Origin of the sequence: Rhodopirellula bahusiensis (assembly GCF_002727185.1) — a bacterium.
Taxonomy (GTDB): domain Bacteria; phylum Planctomycetota; class Planctomycetia; order Pirellulales; family Pirellulaceae; genus Rhodopirellula; species Rhodopirellula bahusiensis.
In genome coordinates, this window is sequence record NZ_NIZW01000017.1 from 52349 (window position 1) to 71466 (window position 19118).

14 protein-coding genes are annotated in these 19118 nt (G+C 55.9%); 1 reads left to right on the forward strand and 13 read right to left on the reverse strand.

The window, feature by feature from the left end:
- Window positions 1–67 precede the first annotated feature (67 nt).
- From CEE69_RS20550 to pyrF, 10 genes are all read right to left on the reverse strand, one after another.
- Window positions 68–1810, reverse strand: a complete 1743-nt coding sequence (locus tag CEE69_RS20550; RefSeq protein ID WP_099262497.1) for a cytochrome c oxidase subunit I — start codon at window positions 1808–1810, stop codon at window positions 68–70.
- Between the two features lie 99 nt (window positions 1811–1909).
- Window positions 1910–3091 carry a cytochrome c oxidase subunit II gene (locus tag CEE69_RS20555; protein WP_099262498.1) on the reverse strand — a complete coding sequence of 394 codons (1182 nt, stop codon included), beginning with the start codon at window positions 3089–3091 and terminating at the stop codon, window positions 1910–1912.
- A 67-nt stretch (window positions 3092–3158) separates the two neighbouring features.
- Window positions 3159–4163 (reverse strand): SCO family protein, encoded by a 1005-nt coding sequence (locus CEE69_RS20560; RefSeq protein WP_099262499.1) that lies wholly within the window; start codon window positions 4161–4163, stop codon window positions 3159–3161.
- Between the two features lie 37 nt (window positions 4164–4200).
- Window positions 4201–4497, reverse strand: a complete 297-nt coding sequence (locus CEE69_RS20565) for a hypothetical protein (RefSeq protein WP_099262500.1) — start codon at window positions 4495–4497, stop codon at window positions 4201–4203.
- 72 nt (window positions 4498–4569) lie between these two features.
- Window positions 4570–5811 carry a hypothetical protein gene (locus CEE69_RS20570; protein WP_099262501.1) on the reverse strand — a complete coding sequence of 414 codons (1242 nt, stop codon included), beginning with the start codon at window positions 5809–5811 and terminating at the stop codon, window positions 4570–4572.
- A 121-nt stretch (window positions 5812–5932) separates the two neighbouring features.
- Window positions 5933–7480, reverse strand: coding sequence for a quinol:electron acceptor oxidoreductase subunit ActD (locus CEE69_RS20575; RefSeq protein WP_099262502.1), 1548 nt, complete (start codon window positions 7478–7480; stop codon window positions 5933–5935).
- Window positions 7481–7563: 83 nt separating this feature from the next.
- Window positions 7564–8985 carry an NrfD/PsrC family molybdoenzyme membrane anchor subunit gene (nrfD, locus tag CEE69_RS20580; RefSeq protein ID WP_099262503.1) on the reverse strand — a complete coding sequence of 474 codons (1422 nt, stop codon included), beginning with the start codon at window positions 8983–8985 and terminating at the stop codon, window positions 7564–7566.
- A gap of 61 nt (window positions 8986–9046) precedes the next feature.
- Window positions 9047–12439 (reverse strand): TAT-variant-translocated molybdopterin oxidoreductase, encoded by a 3393-nt coding sequence (locus CEE69_RS20585; protein WP_099262504.1) that lies wholly within the window; start codon window positions 12437–12439, stop codon window positions 9047–9049.
- A gap of 69 nt (window positions 12440–12508) precedes the next feature.
- The gene (locus CEE69_RS20590; protein WP_008666199.1) at window positions 12509–13213 is read right to left on the reverse strand and encodes a cytochrome c3 family protein; all 705 of its coding nucleotides are present in this window, start codon (window positions 13211–13213) and stop codon (window positions 12509–12511) included.
- A gap of 347 nt (window positions 13214–13560) precedes the next feature.
- Complete coding sequence (gene pyrF / locus CEE69_RS20595) at window positions 13561–14466, reverse strand: orotidine-5'-phosphate decarboxylase (RefSeq protein ID WP_099262505.1); 906 nt, start codon at window positions 14464–14466, stop codon at window positions 13561–13563.
- Between the two features lie 502 nt (window positions 14467–14968).
- On the opposite strand from pyrF, the gene CEE69_RS20600 reads away from it, so the two are divergent.
- Window positions 14969–16135: a response regulator gene (locus CEE69_RS20600; protein WP_099262506.1), complete on the forward strand. Its 1167-nt coding sequence runs from the start codon at window positions 14969–14971 to the stop codon at window positions 16133–16135.
- Between the two features lie 3 nt (window positions 16136–16138).
- Here the strand turns inward: CEE69_RS20600 and CEE69_RS20605 are convergent, their stop codons facing one another.
- The 3 genes from CEE69_RS20605 to leuC all read right to left on the reverse strand — a co-directional run bounded on the left by CEE69_RS20605 (window position 16139) and on the right by leuC (window position 19111).
- Window positions 16139–16744: a hypothetical protein gene (locus CEE69_RS20605; RefSeq protein WP_099262507.1), complete on the reverse strand. Its 606-nt coding sequence runs from the start codon at window positions 16742–16744 to the stop codon at window positions 16139–16141.
- 145 nt (window positions 16745–16889) lie between these two features.
- Window positions 16890–17480, reverse strand: a complete 591-nt coding sequence (gene leuD, locus CEE69_RS20610) for a 3-isopropylmalate dehydratase small subunit (protein WP_099262508.1) — start codon at window positions 17478–17480, stop codon at window positions 16890–16892.
- 173 nt (window positions 17481–17653) lie between these two features.
- Window positions 17654–19111: a 3-isopropylmalate dehydratase large subunit gene (gene leuC / locus CEE69_RS20615; protein ID WP_099262509.1), complete on the reverse strand. Its 1458-nt coding sequence runs from the start codon at window positions 19109–19111 to the stop codon at window positions 17654–17656.
- Between the last annotated feature and the right edge of the window lie 7 nt (window positions 19112–19118).

Here is a 19118-nt window from a genome sequence, read left to right on the forward strand (position 1 = left end):
ATAACAAGTGCCTCAGCGCGTCGCACGGTCCATCCAGATGGACAATTCGACGCACGGCAGATCTGAACTACTTTTGGCCGCCAGCGTGGGCGGGGACTTCTTCCGGTGTCGACTCGGGAACGAGTTTCCGTTCCGGTTCCGTCATGATGTAACGCTCGTTCTCAGCGTCCCATTCCAGGTTGTGGAAGTCATACGGATCGCCAACGACGGGCGGACGTTCGAAGTTGTAATACGGCGGTGGGCTGGTGCACTGCCATTCAAGCGTCACGCCACCCCAAGGGTTGGCGGGAGCACGACGGCCTTTGATTAGCGAAACCATCAGGACGACGAACGCATACAGCAAACCAATTCCGAGCAACAAAGCACCAAACGTGCTGAGTTGGTGAAGAGTCGCGAATTCGGGATCGTAGGTCGCGTAACGGCGAGGCATCCCGCGGCTACCCAAAACAAACTGTGGCAAGAACGTGCCATTGAATCCGAGGAAAACCAACAGAGCGGCGATTCGCCCGTGTGTCTCGTTGTAAAGCTTCCCGACCATCTTCGGCCACCAGTGGAACACACCACCGAGGAACGCGATCAACGTTCCACCGACCATCACATAGTGGAAGTGAGCCACCACGAAGTAGGTGTCGTGAAGGTGCAAGTCTGTCGCGAGCGTTCCGAGGAACAACCCGGTCAAACCACCAATCGTGAACAAGAAGATGAACGAAATCGCATAACACATCGGCGTCGTCAGGCTGATCGAGCCCTTGTACATCGTCGCCAGCCAGTTGAACACCTTGATCGCCGACGGCACTGAAACCGTGAACGTGAGTGCCGAGAAAACGATCGTGGTCAACGAGCTCATTCCCGCGGTGAACATGTGGTGTCCCCAGACCAAAAAGCCCAACAGAGCAATCGCGATCGAGGAGTAGGCGATGAAGCGATAGCCAAAGATGTGCTTGTGACTGTGGACGCTTATCAGTTCACTGATGATGCCGAAGGCCGGCAAAATCATGATGTAAACAGCGGGGTGGCTGTAGAACCAGAAGAAGTGCTGGTAGGTCACCGGGTCACCGTTGAACTCAGGATCAAAAATCCCGATGTGCATCGTGCGTTCGGCGATCAACAACAGCAACGTGATACCGAGCACTGGCGTTGCCAACACTTGGATAATGCTGGTCGCGTAGGTTGCCCACAGGAACAAAGGCATCTTGAACCATGTCATCCCTGGGGGACGCATCGTGTTGATCGTCACGATGAAGTTCAGCCCGGTGAAGATCGAACTGAAACCCAAGATGAAAGCACCGAGCGTCGCCAAAATCACCGACGTGTCAGTCGTCGTACTGTAAGGCGTGTAGAACGTCCAACCGGTATCCAGACCGCTGCTGAAAAGCGCGGTCACGAAGAACAACGCACCAAACACCCACAGATAGAAACTGCTGAGGTTCAGCCGCGGGAATCCCACGTCCTTCGCACCCAGCATCACCGGCACAAGGAAGTTCCCCAGTGCCGCCGGGATACTCGGGATGATGAATAGGAAAACCATGATCGCCCCGTGAAGGGTGAACACTTGGTTGTAGATATTGTTTGCCTCAGCGCCCGAGAACATCCATCCGTTGGGATCGAGCAAGTGCAAACGAATGGCGAGAGCCAACAAACCGCCGACCGCGAATGCACTCATCACGCCGATCAAATACATCAACCCGATGCGTTTGTGATCCAGCGTGAACATCCAGCTGAGGATGCCCGAGGAGTTGGTCAGGTAGTTCTCGCGTTCGGTTGGATAACCGGGGTCGCGAGCGCCCGCTGGGAGTGTTGCGTTGGACATATTGGCGTCCCTTCTGGAGACCGTAAAACGTGTCGGTGATGGGTGTGCTTTGAAAAGGCTTCAGTCAGTTTACCGAATCAGCCTGAATCTCTAAACGAATTATTCGGCGGATTCTTCGTCCGATTCAGCCTCGGCACCAGCCGGCTGCGTGGGTGCGTTTGCACTGATGGACTTCAAGTAGGCGATGATCGAGGCGATGTCATCGTCGCTGAGCTGCCCCTTGTAGCTCGGCATGACGGGCTGGTATCCGGCGACAACTTTCGCCTTGGGAGCAAGAATCGATTCGCGAATGTAGTTTTCATCGACGAGTTGATTTTCGCCGGTCGTCAGAGCGTGCTGGCTGCCGTACACGTCCAAGAACGAGGGCCCAACCAGTTTGGATCCGTCCACTGAGTGGCAACCGGAACAACCACGCCGGGCGTAGAGCAATTCGCCCCACTCTTCCATGGAAACATCGCCGCGACTGCTGTTCGCTTTGATCCACGCTTCTAGTTCGGCTTGCGTTTCGTGAACCACGACCACTGTTTGCATTTCCGAGTGGTTCTTGCCGCAATACTCGGTGCAGTACAGGTCGAAGAAGGTGTAGCCCTCGGGGGTGACTTGCAACTCTCTCTCGCCATCTTCCGTTTCGATGGTGTGGACCTTGTCGTAGTCCCAAGTTGCTCCTTCGCTCTGCTTCTTCAGCTTGGCGAGTGCCTCATCGCTGATTTGCTCACTGGCAACCGTGGGTTTGAACCACATGTAGTTGTAGCGGCCCGGCACGATGTCTTTCTTCGCACGGAACGCCGGAACAAACAGACTGTGAATCACGTCGGTGCTTCGCATCGAGAGTTTGGTGGGCTCATCCTTGACGATGTGCAACTCGGGGTGGAACGTGCCGTTCCCGTAGTCCATCGTCCATCCCCACTTGAAGGCTTGCACGCCAACGTCGTAGGAACCTTCGGGCGGAGTCCGCATGTCCAGGAACGAGATCGAACCTTGGACGAACATCCAAACCAACAACACGGAAGGACCAATCGACCAGGTCAACTCCAACGTGGTGTGGTGCGAAATCTGGCTTTCCGCCTTGGTTCCGCGAGCTTTGATGTATTTGAAAAGGCACCAAACCATGAACGCCATCATCGGCACGAAGAATGCCAAGCTGATGTAGAGGATCAGGTCATAAACCCAATCGACTTCTTCGGCGAACGATGAACCTTGGATTGGAAACCAAAAGTCCGCGTTCTTGTCAGCCAACAAAGTTGGAAACGTCATGGCGAGCGATTCGATTGCAGGAAACATTTGAGTGAATGATTTTCAGGTCGCAGTGGATTCGGTTGTTTGGTCTCGCGAAAGTCGCAAGCGATGGTCAGTCGGCATTCCCAGATAAATGCCACTGCGTTGGTTTCAATGGTGCATGGTCCGATGCGTCATCAGGCCCCGCGGTTGAGTCGTCAGTGTCGTCCGGAGCCGATTTCGATGGTGAACCCTTCCGGCCCAGCCAGTAAGGCAACAACGCGAGTCCGAGCAACGTGATCGTGATCAGGCCGCCAGCTCGCATCATCTTCCAAGCTTGTGGCACATAGCTGTTCTCGTTCGGGTCGTAGCTGTAACACCACAGCACGAACTGATCGACGATGTCGCCCACATTGCCTTGGCCAGCCTCGACCAACGCCAACTTCATCTGATCCGGTGGGAAAGCAACGCCCAGCGAGTAACGCGTGATCACACCATCGGGCGAGACAAATGCCAGCATCGCCGGGTGAGCGTACTCTTTAGTGCGTGAGTTGTACTTGTACGAGAATCCAACTTCCTTGGCCAAACGTTCGACGTTGGCTTTGGTCGTCCGAGTGAATGACCAGCCCTCGTCTGCCTTCTCATGCGAAGGAACTTGTTCGACGTATCGCTTTTTCGTATCGCGGAGTCGTTGGTCGGTCTCGGTTGGATCAATGCTGACGCTGAGCAACTGAAAATCTTCGCCGATCTTCAGGTCGTCCATTTTGTCGAGTGACTGAGCAAGCTGGTTCAGCTGCACGTTGCAGAGCATCGGGCAGTTGCTGTAGTTCAGCGTCAAAATCAACGATCGTTCGCCGTCGAGGTAGTGACTCAGCGTGAACTTGCGTCCCTTCGAATCGACCAGCTTCATGTCGCCGGGCAAATTATTCCCAAGTCGCTGCTCGACGGTGACGTCTTCAACACCCTTCGGCACGCCGTCATTGAGAAGAACCGGTGCGCCCTGATCGATCGATCCGGTGCTCGGCTGAGCGCAAACCGGCGAACCAGCACTTGCTGCAAACACGAGCACTCCAGCCGCGACCATCCAACTTGCCATTGGCAAGCGGTTCGTCATTCGGCGGGAGGATGTCGTGTTCATAAAGATCGTATTGTTGTCAGTCAGACGGGAAGGAAGCTCAGGCTTCGTCGTGCGATTGAGATTCCTTGACCATTTTTTTCATTTCATCTTCAACGGGCACGGTCACATTCCCGGTCTCGGGATCCACGCCATAACGCGATATCTCGGCCGATTGGTCCGCGAGCACTGCGTTTTGGCGGGTGTACGAGGCCGATTGAACCTTGCGTCCATCGACGATGTCCGCCATCGCGAAGTACAGGACCTGAACCGCTAACACGGTAACCGCAGTGACCAAGATCGAGATCACGCTGATAACCGCGATTCGTTTGACATTGAGGTCGTCGTAGGCTGCCATGAGTAAGGATTCAGTAGAAAGGAGATGGGTGGTGTCCGAACAGCGGCAAATTGCCGCGAAACGCAGATCGGTTTAGAAATTCTCGAATGCCAGCGACTCACCCAATCGAGGGTCGCGAACCGCAACAACACGAGTACCAGCGGCCAATTTGAGCATCAGGCCCAACATCAAAGCGATCATTCCAATCACGCAAATCAAAGTGGCGATGATTCCGGTTGCTCCCCCCAGACCCATGCCAGCTTCGGGCATGATGATCCAGTACAGATCAACGAGGTGCAAAACCAAGATGTAGGCGGCCCAGCAAGTGATCAGCCAAGGCCGACGACGAACGTGGCGACTCATCGTGCCCGCGAAAGGCAATCCCCAGTGAAGGACCATCAGCAGGACCGAAACATTGAACCATCCGTCGGTTGATCGGGTGTAGAACCAATGGGTTTCTTCGGGAATGTTGGCGTACCAAATCAACATGTATTGGCTGAACGAAATGTATCCCCAAAAACAAATGAATCCGAAGATCAACTTGCCCAAGTCGTGGTAGTGCTCCACGGTGACTTCGTCTCGCATCGCGCCGGCACGCTGCAGCAAAAAGCTGAACAAGCAAATCGCACAGTGAGCGGACAGGATACTGCCCGTGAAGATGTAAACGCCGAACATGGTCGAGAACCACATTGGTGCGAGGCTCATCACCCAATCGAACGCCGCGAACGACGTGCAGAACGAGAATGCGATGATGGCGGGGCCGCTGCGAGCCTGCAGGTTTTCGGTGATCGTGATCTCGCCGGTTTCGTCTTGGCGTTGGCTACCGCGGTAGTACCACGCTGCGATTCCGCACCACACAATCAAGTAAATGAGCGAACGGACGACGAACCAATTGGGATTCAGCCAGAGTTCTTTTTGCTCCCAAATCACGCTCGGAATTCCGTGATCCGCTTGGTATCCCTCAACCGACCAAGCGTAGAGCGAACCCGTGTATGCCGAGACGGCAATGGGGATGAACAGCAACGCCAACGGGATGACCATGATCATCATCAGTTCCGCGACACGTCGAACCACGACGCTCCAACCGGCCCGCGAAAGGTGTTGGATCAACACGAAGAACAGCGACCCAATCGCGAGGGTCAAGCAGTACATGTAAGCCACCAGGTACGACGACATCCCGAATCGACCACCAATGGCCGAATTGGAGAAAAACGCACCGCCGACCAGTGCCACGATGCCACCGATGATCATGGGCAGCGACAACCCGGCCAAGGAGGCGGGAAGTTGGAATGCCGGGTCATCGGCAGGCTTGATAGCGACCGCTTTGTGTGACATGGGAGATGTGAGGGCTGAGACGGAGTGATGTGATGATTGGTTTCGGTGCCGGGTTGTCCGGCGTCAGTCGTTTTCGATTCCCGGCAGGATCGGTTGCCCGTCTGCCGATGGCGAAAACGAATTACTCGGCGTTTGCGGCTTCGGCTGCCTTGGCCGCTTCGGCTTCGGCGGCGGCTTTCAGTTTGGCTTGAACTTCGGCCTGTTCTTTTTCAACTCCTGAACGCTGCGATTCAGGAACGTCTTCCAACGTCGCGTCTTGGCTGGCCTGCAAAGCTCGCACGTAAGCCACAATCGCCCAGCGATCCTTGGCTTTGATCTGCGAAGCGTAACCGGGCATTTTGCGAACGCCGTTGGTGATCGTGCTGAACAGCTTGCCGTCGGGGTAAACGTCCGAGTACAGCGTTGGATCGTGCATGTTCGATGGTGGCGTCCAAGTGGTTGCCAAAATCTTCTGGGCTCGGCGATTGACCAAGCCGTTTCCGCGTCCGTTCATGCCGTGGCAAACAGAGCAGTAAATGTTGAATTGTTGCTGGCCGCGGGCCAATGCTTCGTCACTAAGCTCGAGCGGGTTTTCGGTCAACCAAGGTGTGTTGTCAGCGGTTTCCGCAGCGGCGGCTGGCTCAGCCTCATCGGCGGTATCTTCCTCGGCTGCTTGTTCTTCCACAGCAGGTTCTTCGGCGGACGCTTCCTCATCAGCGGCTTCTTCCGGAGCCACTTCGTCTTCGTCATCCACGGCGACGTCGGACTGCATTGCAACCAATTGGGCCGCACGAGGAGCGTCGATGCTGGCCAACTCGTCCATGTCGATGCCGGTCTTGAAGTTCAGATCCCAATCCATTTCGCCACGGCGAACGGTTCCGGGAACATCGGGACGCATCGCTCGGCCATCGGCGAACAAAGTTGTTGTTTGTTGAGCGTCTTTCGAAGGCGAGAAGTCCATGTCGGGGAAGATGTGGAAACGAGGCGAACCACTCTTGGTCACTCGCATCCGCAACACAGCCAAGGCTGGAATGGACGACAAGCAAATCACAGTCGCCAGAGCGATCAGCAATCCCTTCGGAATGACTTTGGATGAATCATCCTCCATCACGGGCTCAACGTACTCACCGCCAAGTTCGCCGAGCAAGGCTTTCGCACCCGCTTCGTCGAATCGTGAGTCCTTGGCATCCAAGAACAAAAAGAATGTGTCGTCGGTCGCACGATCAAATCGCGGACTCGTGAACATTGGGTTGCTGAACTTCGGCAGGCCGTTGAGGGCCCACATGCCAAAGAACGTTCCAAACGAAGCAAGCAGAATCGTCAACTCAAACGTCACCGGAATGAAAGCCGGCAACGAGATAAAGGGCTTGCCTGAGATGATGTAGGGGTACTGAATCCCTTCGAACAAGTCCGTTTGACCGTTCAAGCTGATCTGCATCAACAGCGCGATCGTGGTGCCGGTCAAACCCGCGGCCAACGAAATCCAAGGCAACACGGTGGGTTTGATCCCCAGCGCCGTGTCGATCCCGTGCACCGGGAACGGCGTGAACGCATCCGCTTTGGTGTAGCCCGCGTCGCGAACACGACGACAAGCTGCCAGCAGCGAATCGACATCCGTGAATTCGGCGACGACACCGTGGACTTTTTTGTCGTCCGCGACTGTCTGCGGTTTGGGTTGAGATTCAGTCATGAGAAAATTTCAATGAACAGTTTTCAGTGATCAGGATTCAGCACGTCAAAGAGGGGCGGTCGCGAAAAACGCGAGCGATCACCTCAGTGGTCGTCCTCGTGCGAATGGTCGGCGTGAGCCATGTGCAATTCTTTGGCGAGTGTCGCCTTCGTTTCCGCCATGTTGATGATCGGCATCAACCGGCAGAACAACAGGAACAGGGTGAAGAACAATCCAAACGAGCCAATCAACATGCACCAATCGACCCATGTCGGGCTGAAGTAAGCCCAAGCACTTGGCAGGTAGTCACGCGAAAGACTGGTGATCGTGATCACGAAACGTTCAAACCACATTCCGATGTTCACGAAGATCGAAACGACGAACATGATCCAAGGTGTCGTTCGAGCCTTCTTTGACCAGAAGATATTCGGCGAGATCACGTTGCAGGTGATCATCGTCCAGTACGCCCACCAGTAAGGCCCAAAGGCTCGGTTGACGAACGCAAATTTCTCTTCGGGAACTTGGCCAAACCAAGCGATGAAGAACTCGGTCCCGTACGCCAAGCCGACGATCAATCCGGTCGTCAGGATGATCTTGCACATGTTTTCCAAGTGCCGGATCGTGATCAGTTTTTCAATGTTGAAGATTTTTCGCGCCGGGACCATCAGCGTGATCACCATCGCGAAACCGGAGAAAATCGCCCCGGCAACAAAGTAAGGCGGGAAGATCGTCGTGTGCCAACCCGGAACCTGCGAAACCGCGAAGTCAAAGGACACGATCGTGTGCACTGACAAAACCAGCGGCGCTGCGAATGCAGCCAACAATGCGTAAGCCTTTTCGTATCGCATCCAGTGACGCGACGAACCACTCCAACCGAGAGCGAGGACACCGTAAACGGCACGCCGATAGGGGTTCTTGCTGCGGTCACGGAAGGTCGCCAAATCGGGAACCATGCCCATGTACCAGAACAGCAACGAAACGGTCGCGTAAGTCGAAACCGCGAAAACGTCCCACAGCAGAGGACTGCGGAATTGTGGCCACATCCAAAGGTTCAAACTGGGGTAAGGAGCCAACCAAAATGCGAGCCAGGCACGACCAACGTGAATGCCAGGGAACGTTCCCGCACAAACCACGGCGAAGATCGTCATCGCCTCGGCCGTCCGGTTGATACTCGTCCGCCATTCCTGACGGAACAGATACAAAATCGCACTGATCAATGTTCCGGCGTGACCAATCCCGACCCAGAAAACGAAGTTGACAATCGGCCAACCCCAGAAAATCGGCGCCCGGTTACCCCATACACCAACCCCGGTGTAGATCAGGTAAGCGATGCACAAACCCAACATGGTCGCCAGGTGAACGGAGACCAAAAACCCGATCACCCACGCACGAGACGGCGGCTGCTCGGCGATCTTGCAGACCGCTTCGGTGATCGAGTGATAATTCGTATCGCCGAGGACCAGCGGTGCACGCTGACCGGGCCGATCGTTCGAATTATCCAGTCCGTTTGGGATTGCGAGAGACATGGAAAGGGCTGAAAAAGGAGGGTTGATTTCGGAGTATGAATGCGGCGTCGGGGGCAAATCCCTAAACGATCGGCAGCTGGAACGGACGCTTCACGTTCCGGGTGTGCTGTTCTTCGCCATGACCGTGATCGTCGTGACCGTGGTCGCCTTCGTCGTGACCATGATCATCGTGCCCGTGCTCGCCGTGTTCCTCGTGGCCATGATGAGGTGCCTCGAGCGACAGATCGTCGATCTGTTTACGAGTCATCAAAGCGAACGGAGTGTTGCGGATGCGAGCCTTGTAGGACGTTCGTGGCTTGACATTGAGCTGAGTCAACATTCCATAGTCGCGAATGTCGGCTTTGGCCTTGGAAACAGCCGATTCAGGATCCGCCACGTTACCGAATTCAATCGCGTTGGTCGGACAAGCGGCTTGGCAGGCGGTGACGATCTCGCCATCGCGAACGGGTCGGCCGCCATCTTTGCGAGCGTCGATTTTGGCGTGCTCAATGCGCTGAACGCAGTAGGTACACTTTTCCATGACACCACGACCGCGAACGGTGACGTCCGGGTTGAGCACCAACTGCTCGAGCTTGCGATTGGCGGATTCGATCGAGCCAGGGTAAGCATCGATGCCGTAACCAACACCAACATCTTTGTTGTAGTTGAAGTAGTTGAACCGGCGAACTTTGAAAGGACAGTTGTTACCGCAGTACCGCGTGCCGATGCAGCGGTTGTAGGTCATCGCGTTGAGCCCTTCGTCGGTGTGAACCGTTGCCGCGACCGGACAAACCTGCTCACACGGAGCCGTTTCGCAGTGCATGCAAGCGACGGGTTCTTGAACGATATCGGCAACGTCTGGATCACCTTGGAAGTACCGGTCGATCCGCAACCAGTGCATTTCGCGGCTGTTACCCACTTGTTCCTTGCCGACGATGGGCACGTTGTTTTCGCTTTGACAAGCGATCACGCAGCCGTTGCAGCCAAGGCACTTGGTCAAGTCAATCGACATGCCCCACTGCGGGATCTTCTCTTTGGTCTCCTCAATTCGGTTCATTGGCTCTTTCCAGAGCGAACCTTCTTCACCGACCGATGGGACGTGAGGCCCCTTGGCTTCGGTGAACTCAGGCAGCTTCTTGAGCAACTCAAGCGTGCCTTCACGAATCAGACTATGACTGCGAGTCTCCGCCTCATCGCGTCCAAGCTCATCGATCGCCCAGTGATCCTGGGTCGTGACCAATTCATACTCGGTGTATCGCGGGCGAGCCTCGACCGGATGAGCGTATAACATCGAGTCGCTGAATCGGATGGGCGAAACGTTGACGCCAACCGGATCCACTTCCAGTTCGGTGGAACCGCCTACCGCACCGACGCGGGTTCGACCGTAGCCGATTTGTGTTGTGATGACGCCGGGAGCACAGCCGGGCATTTCATAAACGGGCAACTCCACGGTCGAGTCGCCGCGACGAATCGCGACCATCAAACCGTGTTTAATTCCCAGCGTTTCCGCGGTGCGTGGGCTCATGACCGCAGCGTTGTCCCAGACCAATTTGGTCAGGGCTTGCGGCATTTCCTGCAACCAACCGTTGTTGGCAAAGCGACCGTCGTAGAGAGCTTCCGAAGCGGTGAAGACAACTTCAATGTCGTCTTGGTCGATATCCAAAGTGATCTCAGGAAGTTCGCCTGGCAGATCGACCGAGGTCTCGCCCGCCGACACTTCTTCCGCCGAGACAACGACTTCTTCCGAGAAACCATCGTGCAAGAGTTTCCGCCATTGGCGATCGCTGATCGCTGAACCGGAAACTGAATCCGCGGTGCGTCGAACGAGCTTCTCACCCTCGGTGACTTCTTGGCCCAACATCAACGCCAAGACTTCTGCGGCGGAGCGACCACCGAGCAGCGGCATGATTTGTGGCTGGCAAACGCCGTAGTGACCATCGACTCCGACGCAGTCACCCCAGGACTCAAGCGGGTGGCTCATTGGCAACGACCATCCGCACTTTTCAGCGGTTTCGTCGTCGTAGATGCCCAAGTAAATCGAGTGTTCGACTCGATCGAGAGCCTTTGTGAAATCCATGTCGCCAGGAGCGGTGTGGACCACGTTAGTGTCGACCAACAACAACGTGCTCACGTCGCCTTTGTTGATTCGATCAAGTGTTTCCTTGAGCGTCAGCTGATTCTTCAGGTCCGCACCGGCGATGGGGCGGAAGGATTGGATCGAGCTGAGCGAACCAAGATTCGCGTTCATGTCGATGCCAGCGACAATCGCGTCCGCACCGAGTGTTTCGCCGATGACCACAACGCCCTTGTCGCCCGCGGCGGCCAAGTCAACAGCGGCGGCATTCAGGAATCGATCCAACCGAGCGGCGGCATCGATCTCGCTGTACGCGGCACCTTTTTCGGGCAAGTTTTCTAGATCGTATTGTTCACCGAGCGTTTCGCCGGCTTTGGCTTTTTCGACTCGGCGTCCGAGCTCCGCCAAGACAGCCTTCATTTGGCTGGGGCGAATCGCGATGCGAACATCGGCCGCTGCACCGGTGGTCGTGTAACCGCCTTCGGCGACGTACAGACGACTCATCTCGCCCTTGGATTCTTCTCGCATCGGATCGCGGTTTTTCGCGAACGTGCGAGAGTTGGCTTGGCTTCCGGTATCGCTGCCCAAGAAATCCGACTGGAAGGAAACGATGACTTCCGCTTCGGTGAAGTCAAACTTCTGAGTGGCTGGTTTGCCAAAGACACGCTGGGTGGCTTCGTTCATCAAGCCACCATCGATTGAGTCGTAAACGCAGACCGATGCGGCAGGCAGCTTCTTTTGCAGTTCGCCAATCATCCGCAACGTGGTCGGCGAAGTCGTTGGCGACATCATCACAGCAACGGATTCGCCATCACCAACCGATCGCAGCAACGCTTGGCCGTAATTCTCGAACGCAGCCCAGTCGGTTTCGATGCGACGATCCTCGGTACTGTCGTACTGGATCGGAACACCAGCTTCGCCGCGAGCGCGATCTGGGTCGTACAAACCAAGCACACAAGCTTGAGCGTATGTTCCCGCTCCACCGCCCGCCGGGTGAGTTGTGTTGGGTTCTGCTTTGATCGGACGACCGTCAACGCAAGTCACCAACAAATGCTGGACTTCACCAGCGAGTTCGAAGTTCGTGGCCGCTTGGTACGTCTCGCCAGGGACACGATCCGCGGGACGCAGCACAAACGGAGCGATCAGTTCTTCGGGGTAGCGACACCCGGCGGCACCGGCCATGGCCAGCGACGCACCCATGATTTGCATCCATCGGCGACGCGAAACACCCTCGGGGAATTCCGATGCAGCGACCGGAAATTCGCGATGCAGGAAATCATTGACGAACGAATCGTCTTGACGAAATTCCGACAAGCTTCGCCAGTACTGCGGTTTCCCTGCAGCGGACGAGGAGGAGGCTTCGGAGGAATCGAAACCGGCGTCTTGGGTCGAAGTGGTCATGGAGGCGAATCTTCTCAGTTCAGTTTGCGGTGAGTCAGCTGAATTCAGCGGCCAGTTGGTCTCGATGGACTATCGGTGACAAACCGCACAATGGACTTGTGGATTGATGTTGTGTTCTTCTCGATGGGCTTTCGCGAATTCCGCTTGGTCGGCGAATTCACCCCAGTCGTGGTCTTCCGCTTTCCAATCGAGTTTGGTGACCAACTCGACGGGGCGAAGATGTTCGTTTGGGTTTCGGTGACAGGTGATGCACCATGCCATCGACAGTTGCTCGTGCTGGTACACGACTTCCATTTGGTCGATGCGTCCGTGGCAAGAAACGCAACTGACGCCGGAATTCACGTGCGCGGCGTGATTGAAGTAGACGAATTCAGGCAGGTTGTGAATTCGTTTCCAAGCCACGCTGCGACCGGTTTTCCAGCTCTCGTGGATCGGTGCCAAACTGGCTTTGTCCGTGTGAACGGCACCCAAAGCGGTTTGACCGTTCTCGGCAGCAGGCGAGTGACAGTTCACGCAGGTCGCCGTGGGAGGAACGGCAGCGTGAGCGGCGTCGAAAACAGTGTTGTGGCAATACCGACAATCCATTTTCAACTGTCCCGCGTGAATCGCGTGACTAAATGGAACTGGCTGGGTCGGTTGGTAGCCCACGTTGAGCGTCTGAGGGTCCGTGACCAATCCACCCATGGCGGCGGCGTAAACGCCTCCGCCAACAATGGCCAGTCCTAGAACGCCCAAGAAGGGATTGACCCAACGTGGAAACAAAAAACGTTTCATGATCGATCCAAATCACACGCCAACGGAAACCAATTGCCTAACCGCGATTCGCAACTGAGGGATCACCTCAGAGCCAACACGATCGAACAACGTCGACGAGACAAGAAAAAGTAATAGAGCATCCGCGCAACTCTTCCCAACGCGGGCCGGGATTATCAGTCGGAAACACCTGCGAGGGCAAGGCCAGCGAAGGATCAGCGACATTGTGTCGCACAAAAAAACGAACCACGGCCGACATTACCGGCCCTTGACTGGCCCGCGCACTCGCCTACGCAACTGCGCAGCACTCCAGACCCACGGCCGAGGTGAACCTAGGGCAAGCAGGGAACCTAGGAAGACACCCGCATTTAGCCTTTCAGTTGCTCGTTCATCTGCACCGTCGCCGCCCGGACCGCATCCTGCCAGTTACTTTCGTCCGCCTTCACTGAGAACTCCTCTCGCTTGTGAGCAAAGATGATGTGACGCGAACTATTCACGACGGCTCCAGCCCCGTTGGCATCCATCGCGGCACGCACATCGTCGGCCGATCCTCCCTGAGCCCCGAAACCGGGCACCAGCAGAATGCTGTTCGGCATCGCCTTTCTCATCTCGACCAGTTGTTCGGGGTAGGTCGCTCCGACCACCGCTCCCACGGGACCATAGCCATCTGCATCGAGTCGCGTTTGGTTCAGTTCGGTGACCAATTCCGCGACCGACTGATAAACCGTCTTTCCGTCGACACTGAGGTCCTGCAGGTAACCGCCGCCGGGGTTGGATGTCTTCACGAGAACAAAAATGCCCGCCGCTCGCCGGTCGCAAACCTCCACGAACGGCTCCAAGCTGTCTCGTCCCAAATACGGACTGACGGTCAACGCGTCGCTGCCCCATGGCGATCGATCAGGCTCGGCACTACCCAGGTAGGCGTCCGCATAGGCCGTCGCGGTGCTGCCGATGTCATTGCGTTTGCCATCGGTGATGACAATCAATCCCGCTCGATTCGCATGCGAGATGACTTCGCCGAGCGAAACCATTCCCGCCGGACCGAGCTGCTCGAAAAACGCTGCCTGCGGCTTCACGCATGGCACCAAACCCGCAACTGCGTCAATGATTTCGCAACAAAACTGAGTGTAGGCAGCCGCAACCGAATCTTTTCGATCGCCCGAGACGCTTTCTCGAAGCGGCTTTGGCAACTGCTCCAGCCGCGGGTCCAAACCCACACAAGTCACCGACCCGGTCCGCAAGATTGCCGCATTGAGCTGCGTGGCAAATGTCATCAAATACACCCCATGGAATTTTTGAATTCAAACAACGGGAATGCTATCGGATTCGCGCCGAATTGTCGGCCCAGCCACATCCGCTTTTCACCTCCTGCTGCACCAGCCAATCAAGCGACCAAAAACACTGCTTCAAAACGGGCGCACCTGAACAGATCACCACTTACCCACTCGCCGCCGAGCGGCTGCTTCACCACCCGCACCAACGACATAGCTCACCCCCATGACACCCTTATTTTCCCCTAACTCCAACGCCGCCTCCCCAAGCATGAGCTAACTTTCCTCCATATGGGCCGCTCAAACCTTGCGTGTGTACAAACCCGCATGACGCATTGGGCCAAACGCAATCGATCAAGTTTGGCACAGACTGCAACCAAATCCGAACGCCCGGACTTGCCAACCTGACGCTGCTGAAAAAGAGAGTGGCCACCGTCGCCACGAGATACCAAACCTCGTGACCCCCAGTGCCTGACAACAAACTGACGATCAAGAGTGCAACAAGATGGCTGAAAGAATACTGTTCGTCGACGACGACCCGGTCCTACTAAACATTCTTGCCGAAGTTGCTCGCAAGAAACTACCTCCTCACTATCGCGTGTACACAGCCGAAGGTGGCGAAGCAGCGGTCGAATCGGCCAACTCACAGGGACCATTTTCAGTCGTCATTGTCGACATGCAAATGCCCGACTTAAACGGCATCGAAACGATCAGCCTTCTCCGCAAGAAGTTGCCCAATGCGGTCTTTGTAATGCTGACTGGTAACAAGGAACTGGACACCGCCATGCAAGCGGTCAACGACGGCAAGGTCTTCAAGTTCTTGACGAAACCTTGTGAGCCCCGCTGCATCATCTCGACAATCGAAGAAGCCCAGTCGGAACACAACTCAATGGTGTCCGCAAAAGATCTGCTGAGCGGGACTTTCGCAGGCACGCTTGACCTGATGACCGATCTCATCGAAATGCCCGACGGTCGGCACATTGACACAACCCGCATGCTGGAATCGACCAGTGATCTGGCAAAGAACCTTTCGATCGATCTTGGCTGGGAAGAACGGATCGCCGCTCGGATCTGCCTGGTCGGCCTCGCGATCCTTTCACCCCAAGAGTCCGAAGAATTCAACTGCCTGGACCCGACCTCAGATAAACACAAAGCACTGTTTGCAAAGATCTGCAAAACATCCGCTGGACTCCTGCAGAAGATCCCGCGACTTGGCTGGATCGTGGACCTGCTTTGTGTTGTTCCTCGGGCAGACAAGTATCGCGAAACCGGTCGGCGAATCGAAGCCTCAGCGCTGCTTTTGAAAGTCGTGTTCTACTGGAACTTCCTCACGACAAAGGGACTCTGCATCGAAGCAGCCTCCTCAACAATCCAAAAGATCATGCCGGGCCTGTCAAGCAATATGATCCGTGCGATGGAAGGTCTTCACGATAACCAAGACACCATTCGCATTAAGCAAGTTCCGGTCAGCGACTTGCTGCCTGGAATGATTCCTTACGAGACAATCTCGGTCGACCAAGACTGCAAAGTCATCACGGGCGGTCGTCACCTGACGTCTCAAGTGATCGAGAACCTACAACGAAATCTAGCTTTCAACGACGACAGCGTCGCTGTTGTCGAGAGTTCCATTTCAGCAGCGTCCTATCAAGCCGAAGCTGGAATACTGGTCTGAGAATCACGCAGCTGCCAACCGCGACGACTCTGCCGTCCGCAGCAACAACCGGCCGTCGTCCAACCATTCGCTCACGAACCTTTGTCCCTGCAAAGCCTCCAGTTCAATTCGCACAGGCACTGACTCAGGCAACGCGTCTCCCGCCGCACATTCTCGTTCGTGAAATCCGCCTGTCGCTGAGCCGACGAATTTGGTTGCCAGCGCAAGCTTGACCCCAGCCGTGGTCATCGGGTCAACATTCTGCGGAAACAAATCGGTCTCTTGATCAGCGGCTGCGACGTCCATCGCATGCCATCGGCCATCGGCGAACTTCAGCCAAACCTTCATGCCGAGCAACGCGTTGGGGAGCGTGCTGTTGTTCACAACCGCCAAATACAGCCAGTACTTCAGCACGATCTGGTCCTCCGCAGGAGCCACTCGCCGATAAGTGGCGGTGTCCTCCATCGCCATCAGCAACGTCCCTCGCAGCCCCGTGACGCTGCAAGCAATCAGCTTAGCCCGCTCGCGATTTGCTCGGACAAGCCAAAAGTAGAACGTCGACACGACAGCAAAAAACGATGCTGCCAGCGACAAACTTTCGCGAGCCATTTCCATCTCTGACCAAGCCATCTTCGATCTCCTGCACACCGAGCAATTGTTTGCCCCGGTCTACCGAAGCGCAGCAAGCTGGCGAAAGAGAGAATCGCGGACAACCCTGGTATGAAACTCATCCAGAAACACTCAGACCGGAAGCCCGAGGGTTGCCCGTCGCAAATTAACCGCGGGCGACTTCGAAAGCCGTGATTTTCTCTTCGTGCATCAGCGTTTGAGCGATGTCATCCAGACCGTGCAGCATGTTGTGCCGACGACTCGCATCCACCTCAAACGAACGCTCGAAGCCTTCGTTGTCCGTGACGACCTGGTTTTCCAAATCGACGGTCAACTGATAAGGGTTCCCCTTCGCGGCTCGCTGGAACAACTCTTCCACGTCTTCTTCAGACAATGCGATCGGCAAAACGCCGTTCTTGAAGCAGTTATTGAAGAAGATGTCGGCGAAGGAAGGAGCAATCACGGCGCGGAAGCCGTAGTCGTCCAGAGCCCAAACGGCGTGTTCACGACTGCTGCCGCTACCGAAGTTCTGACGCGTGAGCAAAATCGACGCACCTTTGACATTGATGCGATTGAGCTCAAAGTCTGGGTTGTCAGTCTCGCCGTCTTCCAAGAAACGCCAATCAAAAAACAGGAACTGACCGAAACCAGTTCGCTCGATGCGTTTCAGGAATTGCTTGGGAATGATTTGGTCGGTGTCGACGTTGGCACGATCCAGCGTTGCGACAACGCCTTGGTGTACGGTGAAGTTTTGCATGATGGAAGCCTGCGGCTTCAGCTATTAGCGATTGGCTTTTAGCTGTTAGCGATGAATGGATGGTTTATTCGCCGCGGGGTGCTCGCCCCGGTTGCCGGCGTGAAGACAAAAAACAAAAGGCTAGCAGTGCGTCGCTAGCCGCTCATGGTCGAGCTGAATCACCGGTTGGCAACTCAGCGATAGTCCCAATCGCGAATGTCGACGAAGTGGCCTTTGATCGCGGCAGCGGCAGCCATCGCCGGGCTGACCAAGTGCGTTCGGCCTCCCTTGCCTTGACGCCCCTCGAAGTTGCGATTGCTGGTGCTGGCGCAACGTTCACCCGGAGCCAACTTGTCCGGGTTCATCGCCAAGCACATGCTGCAACCGGCTTCTCGCCAATCGAAACCAGCTTCGATGAAGACTTTGTGCAGGCCTTCTTCTTCCGCTTGCAGTTTCACCTTGCCACTACCGGGGACGATCATCGCGTTGACTTTGTCACTGCAATGGTGCCCCTTGATGACAGCCGCGGCAGCTCGCAAATCTTCGATCCGTGCATTGGTGCATGAACCGATGAAAACGCGATTGATCTCGATCTCGGTGATCGGAGTACCGGCTTTCAAGTCCATGTACTGCAGTGCCGATGCGGTCGACTTCTGAACATTGATATCGGTGCTGTCGCCTGGCGATGGAACCACCGAATCGACGCTGCAAACTTGACCAGGGTTGGTTCCCCAAGTCACTTGCGGCCGGATGTCCGAGCCTTTGTAGAGGTTACTTCGGTCATAAGTCGCACCGGGGTCGGATGGCAACTTTTCCCAAGCTTCCACCGCGGCATCGAAATCCGTCGGACATTCTGGACGGCCACGAAGGTAGTCGAATGTGGTTTGGTCAGGAGCGATCATGCCGGCGCGAGCCCCAGCTTCGATCGACATGTTGCAAACCGTCATTCGCTCTTCCATCGACAGGTTGCGAACTGCGTCCCCGGTGAATTCCAGAACGTAGCCCGTGCCACCTGCCGTTCCGATCTCGCCGATCAGATACAGGATCATGTCCTTCGCTGTCACTCCACGAGCCAAGTCGCCATCGACGCGAAGTTCGAATGTTTTGGGCTTGAACTGCAGCAGCGTTTGCGTTGCCAGAACGTGTTCGACTTCGCTGGTTCCGATTCCGAACGCGAGCGATCCGAACGCGCCGTGAGTGGCGGTGTGAGAGTCGCCGCACACGATCGTCATGCCGGGCTGGGTGTAGCCGTTCTCTGGGCCGATCACGTGAACGATTCCTTGTCGCACATCATCGATGTCGAACAGCTCGACTCCGAACTCTTTGCAGTTCTCACGCAGCGTTTCGATCTGCTTGCGGCTGATCGGATCAGCGATGGGCAAACTGCGATCGGACGTTGGAACGTTGTGATCGGGAGTCGCGATGGTTCGCTCAGGGCGACGGACCGGGCGGTTGTTGATCCGCAGTCCCTCGAACGCTTGGGGGCTGGTCACTTCATGGACCAAGTGCAGATCGATGTAGATGATCGCGGGCCCGGACTCGGGAGCGTGAACCAGGTGCTGGTCCCAAATTTTGTCCAGCAACGTTCGGCTGCCGGTGGATTGCGTAGCGGCTCCCGCTGAGCTGGGAGCGGTGGAAGAAGCGTCAGACATGGATCGT

Bases quoted from the DNA above. Each gene is read 5' to 3' on its own strand.
- CEE69_RS20550 (WP_099262497.1), bottom strand. From the start codon at position 1,810: ATGTCCAACGCAACACTCCCAGCGGGCGCTCGCGACCCCGGTTATCCA.
- CEE69_RS20555 (WP_099262498.1), bottom strand. From the start codon at position 3,091: ATGTTTCCTGCAATCGAATCGCTCGCCATGACGTTTCCAACTTTGTTG.
- CEE69_RS20560 (WP_099262499.1), bottom strand. From the start codon at position 4,163: ATGAACACGACATCCTCCCGCCGAATGACGAACCGCTTGCCAATGGCA.
- CEE69_RS20565 (WP_099262500.1), bottom strand. From the start codon at position 4,497: ATGGCAGCCTACGACGACCTCAATGTCAAACGAATCGCGGTTATCAGC.
- CEE69_RS20570 (WP_099262501.1), bottom strand. From the start codon at position 5,811: ATGTCACACAAAGCGGTCGCTATCAAGCCTGCCGATGACCCGGCATTC.
- CEE69_RS20575 (WP_099262502.1), bottom strand. From the start codon at position 7,480: ATGACTGAATCTCAACCCAAACCGCAGACAGTCGCGGACGACAAAAAA.
- nrfD (WP_099262503.1), bottom strand. From the start codon at position 8,985: ATGTCTCTCGCAATCCCAAACGGACTGGATAATTCGAACGATCGGCCC.
- CEE69_RS20585 (WP_099262504.1), bottom strand. From the start codon at position 12,439: ATGACCACTTCGACCCAAGACGCCGGTTTCGATTCCTCCGAAGCCTCC.
- CEE69_RS20590 (WP_008666199.1), bottom strand. From the start codon at position 13,213: ATGAAACGTTTTTTGTTTCCACGTTGGGTCAATCCCTTCTTGGGCGTT.
- pyrF (WP_099262505.1), bottom strand. From the start codon at position 14,466: ATGACATTTGCCACGCAGCTCAATGCGGCAATCTTGCGGACCGGGTCG.
- CEE69_RS20600 (WP_099262506.1), top strand. From the start codon at position 14,969: ATGGCTGAAAGAATACTGTTCGTCGACGACGACCCGGTCCTACTAAAC.
- CEE69_RS20605 (WP_099262507.1), bottom strand. From the start codon at position 16,744: ATGGCTTGGTCAGAGATGGAAATGGCTCGCGAAAGTTTGTCGCTGGCA.
- leuD (WP_099262508.1), bottom strand. From the start codon at position 17,480: ATGCAAAACTTCACCGTACACCAAGGCGTTGTCGCAACGCTGGATCGT.
- leuC (WP_099262509.1), bottom strand. From the start codon at position 19,111: ATGTCTGACGCTTCTTCCACCGCTCCCAGCTCAGCGGGAGCCGCTACG.